This is a genomic window from Loigolactobacillus backii (assembly GCF_003946275.1).
Classification (GTDB): Bacteria; Bacillota; Bacilli; order Lactobacillales; family Lactobacillaceae; genus Loigolactobacillus; species Loigolactobacillus backii.
In genome coordinates this window covers 1-7,073 of record NZ_RHNQ01000085.1, presented here as the reverse complement: position 1 = coordinate 7,073, position 7,073 = coordinate 1, and the positions used below count along the sequence as shown (strand labels likewise).

Below are 7,073 nucleotides of genomic sequence, written 5' to 3'. Positions count from 1 at the left end.
CCTTTGGTTTTCGCAACTATCACCATTTAGTTTCACGGATCAAACTACAACAAATGCGCACCAAACCAAATAAAAAAACAGCATTAGAAGTTGCCTAACTTCTAACACTGTAAAATTGGCTATCAACAGGATTTGACAGAGAGCCTATATTCTTAACACTGGTTTCTATAATGGTATAAAAGTTCAAAAAGAAGATACACTAGCAATTTTAGAAAAAATTGCCAATCAAACTGCCAACTGGCAGAATTTCGGATCTTTGAACTATTTAAGCTACTTGGCGTTACCTGGTTACCCAGTCGATTTTTCGGATTCGGATTACCGCATAACACTAAAAGCACACCTAGAAATTCGCCTGGACTGGTTAAAAAACTATGATCAAAATCACACTGGGCAAGAACTACCTTCAGAAATTCAAACCAGTCTACAAACATTAATTGATCAGCTTAATGCATAAGGCCCACGATCTAGAGTAATGTTCGGAAACAATAGGGAGTGTGACAAAAGTCGGTTTTGGGTTTACTGCGTAACGTAAGCTAATCCAATAACCGTACTATGGTTATTGAATTAGCTGTAGTTAGGCACGTAAATCCAGACTTTTGGCGCACGTTCTAGAGCAATGTTCGAAAACAGTAAGAGGCTAGGACTTTTTGTCCTAGCCTCATTGTTTTAATCAAATTTATAATTAACGATCAATTAAGAACAATAAATCTGCATCCTGTGATTCTGGTTTAACATCGTCGTGATAGGTAAAATCGGCCTTATCAAATTCCTCTTTAATTTCGTCTTTGACCGATTCTAATGGTCGCTTATCGTTTTTTATTTGTTTAATGGCCACTTCCAAATGTGCTTTATCCGATGTATCAAATTTATAGTGAACATCTTCATCATTTAAAATTACAGTTATCAATTGCTTTGTATCATCCATACCTATTGCCTCTTTTTTATTAGTATCTATTCTAATATAGCGCAATTCACCTCATCTGTTAAGCGCTTTACTAAACATGAATTAGTTAATGCAGCAAATTGATTAAAAGATTATATGCTCATTTAAAATAGAATTTAAACTAATTATAAAAATTAATTAATCTTTTATAATTAGTTTATCTATTTTATAACTATTTTAAAACAATTAGATTAAATATTTTAGTTTTTAATAATTTTTATTGCTTATTATATTAAAGATAGCTATTACTCAATTTGATAATAAAAAGTCCGTTTACCTATCAAATACGTGATAAGTAAACGGACTTTTTTATTTTACATAATTAAATTTATGTTACTTAGTTTTCAGATTAACGTCAGTCTTCCACTAGCTAGATCATTAATTATTCATTACCAGTCAATTTGGTTGGATCCCCCAGCCGGTACCCATTACCCGTATTAAGCTTAAATTTCTTCTTTAAGCCATTCGTTAGATAGATTTGCTTATCCTTCGTTACAAAAATCGCCTGAATGTTTTGCTTATGTTTATTATTAATATAAGCCAGGCCACCCTTTACACCTTTATTAAAGGCTGCATTAGATAACGCGTCCCCATCAACCGACTTAGGTGAAACAATCGTAACCCCGGCCAAGTTATTCTCGTACGGATAACCCGTGTTCATGTCCATTAAATAGATATACCTGTGGCCGTTAACCTTTAAATATTGCTCATAAATACCTGCAGTTACGATCGACACATTCTTTTCTGGAATAACCCCTAGTGCCTTACCTCGTGCTGCCAATGGATTCTGAACGCCAACGTTCCACGGTTTGTCCTTGCCAACTGGTGAATGGCCCATCACAACAATATTACCACCAAGATTAATGACAGCCGTCGTAATTCCATTTTTCTTAAAAACCTCACGAACCTGATCCGCAATATAACCTTTAGCGATACCACCAAAATCCAAACGCATGCCCTTTTTAGTTAAATAGACAGTTCGTTTCCTTGCATTAAGCTGCACATCGTGATAATCAACCAGCGGTAACGCTTGATCAATTTCTCCCCGACTGGGCACACGTGCGCCTGGTAGTCCGATTTTCCATAGGTTGGTAATGGCCCCAATTGACATATCAAAGGCGCCGGCCGAATTTTTACTATAGTACATTGCCTTCTCCACCATTGGCCACATGTCGGCACTAACCTTAACCGGCCGAATGCCCGCATTCTGATTTATCTTGTCTAACTCAGTATTCTTCTTGGTTAAACTTGCTTGGTTATCAGACTTATGAATTCGGGCAAAACCTTTATCAAGCACAGCCTTTTTCCCTTTATTATAAATTGACAACGTACAAATCGTTCCCATAATAAACTCACTTTTTTGATACGGCCGTTTTATCACTGGAGCCGTTGATCTTTTAGCCTGACACGCACTCAATATGAGTGGTAAAATTAATAATAGAACAACTCCAAGTAACCATTGTTTCTTGGGTTTCATTTTGTGCACCCTTTCTAATTCAAACTTACTTCTTTATTTTAAGGGACCAGTAACACTTTGACAATCAATAAAAAAGTAAGGTTTCACACTTTATCGTTTCTATTAGGCAACGGATCCGTTACAATGATGATGGCAACATAATGCGAGGTGCAAATTTATGAAAAAGACAAAAATTTTAAGTCGAATTGAAGCTGCAAAAAAGGCGCATGAATTAATCGAAGTCCACGTCAAAAAACAAGTCGATGATTTTGAGGTTGGTTTCCCGATTGCTAGTGATCATCGCTGGCTGATTATTGCGGCAATTAATACTGAAGGCCAATTTGACGGTTTTACCCTCTTTGCCCTAAAACGAATCAAAAAAATTAAGGTTGGTACCGCCTATTTGACTATTGTTCACCACTACATCGATTTTGCTAAGGCCCATCAACTTTACGATCCACTAAAATTGGCAGACCGGCAGAAACAAATTAAACATTGGGAAAGAAATCTTAGTCGGCAATTACTTATTTTGTTAGCAAAGAAACGGGCTTTCGTTACGATTGGCGGCCGTTTCAAAATAATACCAACTGGTAGAATTCTGGCTGCTTCGGCACACGGCTTCACTTTTCAACCGTTTTACGAGTTTAATTACACAGTTGCCGATCCGCTAACAATTTCGTTGAAGGATATTGCCTTCATTCAATTTTGGGATATTTATGATGATCTATATCAATACACCGCGCCAAAAATTGCTAAAAAAACGTTTCAAATACAAATTAAAACAGATTAAAAAATGACTAACTAGTTGTTGTTACAAGCTCAACTAGTTAGTCATTTTTTGTCATTAATTTGCCTGTTAAATTGCTTCAAACCTACTCAGATCACAGCACACATAAGAGACATAAGTAACCCGTCGACTTTAAACTAATAACTTTTGAAAATCACTTGGCAATTCTGCCTCATACTGATTAACGATTTTCGTAAAGGGATCGAAAAAACTCAATCGACTTGCATGTAATGCTTGCCGCTTAATTCCCCGATCCAGTGGCCCCTGATAGAGTTCATCACCTAAGAGTGGGCGTCCTAAATAGGCAAAGTGCGCCCGAATTTGGTGGGTACGACCCGTTAGCAATTTCACCCGCACGAGGGAAGCATCTAAAGCAGGCAAATAACGTTCCAACCAATATTCAGTCTGCGCCTTTTTTCCCGTTTCTAGAACTGACTGTTTGAACTCATTGGGTCGCCGCCCTAATGGTGCATCAATCAAATCATGTGCCTGCTCTAAACGGCCATTTACCAAGGCCAAATACACTTTATCTAATGGCTGTGTCTGGACAAGATTTTGTGCCAAACGGTGCTTAGCAATTAGAACAATCCCACTAGTAAAGCGATCCAATCGCGTTATAATGTGCGGAACTTGATCCTGTGCGCCCGCGTCGATCAGATGACCCTTAACTCGATTAACTACCGTATCCACACGGTTAGTGGGACCTGGAACAGCAGTCAATCCCGCCGGTTTATTAATGACCAGCCAATTATTATCTTCTGCCAAAATAGTTAGCGGCTGGTGGCTGATCGCAACCCGCGGATCGGCACGCTCCACTGGTAGCCGGACCGTAACCTGATCATTACGTACAACATTGGTCGGCCCATTAGTTAGTCGCCCATTAATTAAGATTTGACCACCGTTTTGACGGAGATAGCGAAAGAAACGACTACCAATTCCCCGTTGACCTAAAAAATCCTTCATTGCTTGTTTTTCTTCATGCTGTTGCCACATAAATTCCATTAATATCCCCCAAAAAATTAGTCAAACCATTTGCCATTGATCGTATTTGCCTCAGTAAAATCAGCAATTATTCAACTAAATTATTTTTTCTATTATAACATTTATAGTCTAAGCCATAATTAGCGCTGTTTAATTAACACATTTCCCAAGATTACCTCCTGAAGCGCTTAGCCTACTTCAAACGTAAGGTACCCATTGGTCATAGCGCCATGAAAAAACATCATCAGAAAATGATAACACTATTTAGTGATGACCTAATCTAAAATAAAACCGTTTTCCTTAAAACTATCTAATTTAACTAGATTGACACAACTTCATGTAATTTATCTATAGGAAGGTAAATACTGCAGCAAAAATAAGGAAAAGAGGTTGATTGAAATGCTAACTTCTAAGTTAGGCCACCACATATTACTGCGACAACTGACAATTTTGAGTACTACCGGTATACTATTAAGTTCTGCAAGTGGGCTTTTTAGTCTGAAGAGTGTTCAGGCGGCAAGCTCAGCCACTGCTGTTACCAAAACTCAGGTCCAAACTGATACTCAAAAAGGACAGCAGGCCGCACAAAAAGATGTACTTGCCGCGGCAGAACAAGGGACTTCCCTAGTTTCCACTGGTGGTAATGACTATACCCAAGCCTATACCAACGAGTACCGGCAAGACCAAATAGATTACCTTAAAGGTAAACGGGCCGCCAATTTGGACGTCACAAAGGCTAACCCAATAAACACTAGTAAACCAACAACGGCCACGCGCTACTTCATTAAAGCCTACGAAGTTGAATTTTCTACGGCCCAAACGCTGTATAACAAGGGGGAGAACGCCGGGTATAGTGCCGGCCAGCAACAAAAGAAAAAGGACGCCACTGTGATAGCCCAATTTGGCCCAGTTTACCAGACAGGTTATCTACTAGGCTACCAACGCGGTCAAACAAATTGCCAAAACGAATTAGCACAAAAAAATGAACAAACAGCGGCCAAAAAACAACTACCAACTAAAAAAGAAGATTCAAAAACAGTGGTCTCCGTTAACCCTGCCCAGAGTAGCGCGAAAGATTCTAAGACAGTGACTACTGGTGTTGACCGTAATCAAGGCGTTGCTAGAGTGATCGCCGGCGAAGAAGGGCCGGCTCAACAACAGGCTCCAAAATCAAATCAGACCACTGCTTCAATTTCAAGCGTAAAACCAACCTTTTCGACTACCATTATTGCAAAACCTAACGCTACGATCGAAGAAAAGATTCTGCTCCAACCAGGAATCGCCGTTCCGTCACACAAAATATTTATTAAATTATTTGCAAAAAACGCGCAAAAAATTGCTTATAAACATGGTATTTACGCCTCAGTTATGATTGCACAGGCAGCCTTAGAAAGTAGTTGGGGCAATAGTGATCTGGCTACCGCGCCAAATTACAATCTCTTCGGTATCAAAGGCGACTCTGTTGGCCGAAGTACTCAAATGGCCACCAAAGAAGACAATGGCTTCGGCCAATTGTTTACCATTAAAACAAATTTTAAGCGTTATGATTCCTATAAGGCGTCCCTAACTGACTATACAAATTTATTAACAACGGGCACAATGGCAAATTTCTACGCTGGAGCCTGGAAACAAAACGCTAAAAACTACCAAAAAGCAACCAAGTTTTTAACTGGCCGCTACGCAACAGATACCAACTATAATTTGAAACTTAATCAAATTATTACTACTTATCACTTAACTAAATATGATCAAAAGGCAAAACAAACTCGGCAAATTAATTTTGTTAAAAAAAACTACAAAAAACAAGTAAAACCATTAACCACTGCGTATTTTCATCGAAAACAACTTAAGGCAGGTCCCATTCTGTTTCTATGATAACGGACACGAAAAACGGTTCTTAGATCAATAAAGTTTTTACCAACTTAATAAAATTATAGCAAATACTACCCTTTTACGATTTACGAGACTAGAAATCACACCAATAATACTACGCTAATTTTACGTATCACTAATAAATTACACAAAGTGAGACAAAAGTCGGTTTTGGCGCACGTTCTAGAGTAAAGTTTGGAAATAAAAAGCGGACGTTTGTCCCGGCCTCATTTCCCCTCACTTAAAATAAAGCGTTATTTTTGCATTTAGTCATTAATTATTGCTATCTTATTATTATAATAAATTTTAATTAAATTGGAGTTGAGAAAAATGGCACACACATTAACTGTAAATCTAAATTCTGGAAAAACACTTACGCTAAAACAGATTGCTAACGTTAAGGTGATCACCGACGATGCAGTAATCAATACCACGGCCCGAAATTTCTTCAATATTGGCCAAGCAGATAAGTACGTAATTACTTCAGATTGTGGTCATACTGCCCTAAAACGCCACGAAGTTTCATCCGTATCACTTAATGAAGATGACAAGCTTATTTGACAACCAAGTAGTTATGGTTATCATTTAAAAAATTCGTTCTAGGTGAATAAGTTCACCCAAAACGGATTAACAGTAAAAATAATCTAAGATTAGTTTTCGAAATACAGATTACAATTTTAATTAATTACCTAATATCAAAAAAATAAAGCCTCTAAGCAGGCTTTATTTTTTATGTGTTTCTTCCTCACCAGTTTGTAAAACAGCCATGAAGGCTTCCTATATCCAACACATTTTTATATTGTTTCACAGAATCCTTAAACGTGCTAGAAAGCCCTTTTTACTAGTGTATTATCATCATTCAATTACTCAAAATGTGCCCCACTTTTATGGCTCTCTGTCAAATCCTGTTGATAGCCAATTTTACAGTGTTAGAAGTTAGGCAACTTCTAATGCTGTTTTTTTATTTGGTTTGGTGCGCATTTGTTGTAGTTTGATCCGTGAAACTAAATGGTGATAGTTGCGAAAACCAAAGG

General features: G+C 37.9%; 7 protein-coding genes. 4 read left to right on the top strand and 3 right to left on the bottom strand.

Features of this window, described 5'->3' with window-relative positions; genetic code table 11:
* Positions 1 to 256: 256 nt before the first annotated feature.
* Positions 257 to 454: a hypothetical protein gene (locus EKM61_RS10865; RefSeq protein WP_068224569.1), complete on the top strand. Its 198-nt coding sequence runs from the start codon at positions 257 to 259 to the stop codon at positions 452 to 454.
* 228 nt (positions 455 to 682) lie between these two features.
* Here the strand turns inward: EKM61_RS10865 and EKM61_RS10860 are convergent, their stop codons facing one another.
* Positions 683 to 925, bottom strand: coding sequence for a hypothetical protein (locus EKM61_RS10860; RefSeq protein ID WP_068224572.1), 243 nt, complete (start codon positions 923 to 925; stop codon positions 683 to 685).
* A gap of 400 nt (positions 926 to 1,325) precedes the next feature.
* A complete protein-coding gene (locus EKM61_RS10855) occupies positions 1,326 to 2,420 on the bottom strand; it encodes an FAD:protein FMN transferase (RefSeq protein WP_068224575.1) in 1,095 nt (364 codons plus the stop codon).
* A 157-nt stretch (positions 2,421 to 2,577) separates the two neighbouring features.
* Between EKM61_RS10855 and EKM61_RS10850 the strand changes: the two genes are divergently transcribed.
* The gene (locus EKM61_RS10850) at positions 2,578 to 3,189 is read left to right on the top strand and encodes a hypothetical protein (RefSeq protein WP_068224578.1); all 612 of its coding nucleotides are present in this window, start codon (positions 2,578 to 2,580) and stop codon (positions 3,187 to 3,189) included.
* Positions 3,190 to 3,318: 129 nt separating this feature from the next.
* Here the strand turns inward: EKM61_RS10850 and EKM61_RS10845 are convergent, their stop codons facing one another.
* Positions 3,319 to 4,188 (bottom strand): RluA family pseudouridine synthase, encoded by an 870-nt coding sequence (locus tag EKM61_RS10845; protein ID WP_068224581.1) that lies wholly within the window; start codon positions 4,186 to 4,188, stop codon positions 3,319 to 3,321.
* 378 nt (positions 4,189 to 4,566) lie between these two features.
* Between EKM61_RS10845 and EKM61_RS10840 the strand changes: the two genes are divergently transcribed.
* Both EKM61_RS10840 and EKM61_RS10835 read left to right on the top strand, forming a co-directional pair.
* On the top strand, positions 4,567 to 6,042 hold the full coding sequence (locus EKM61_RS10840) for a glucosaminidase domain-containing protein (protein WP_068224584.1): 1,476 nt from the start codon (positions 4,567 to 4,569) through the stop codon (positions 6,040 to 6,042).
* A 327-nt stretch (positions 6,043 to 6,369) separates the two neighbouring features.
* Entirely contained in the window at positions 6,370 to 6,600 is a 231-nt protein-coding gene (locus tag EKM61_RS10835) for a hypothetical protein (protein ID WP_068224587.1), read from the top strand.
* Positions 6,601 to 7,073 lie beyond the last annotated feature (473 nt).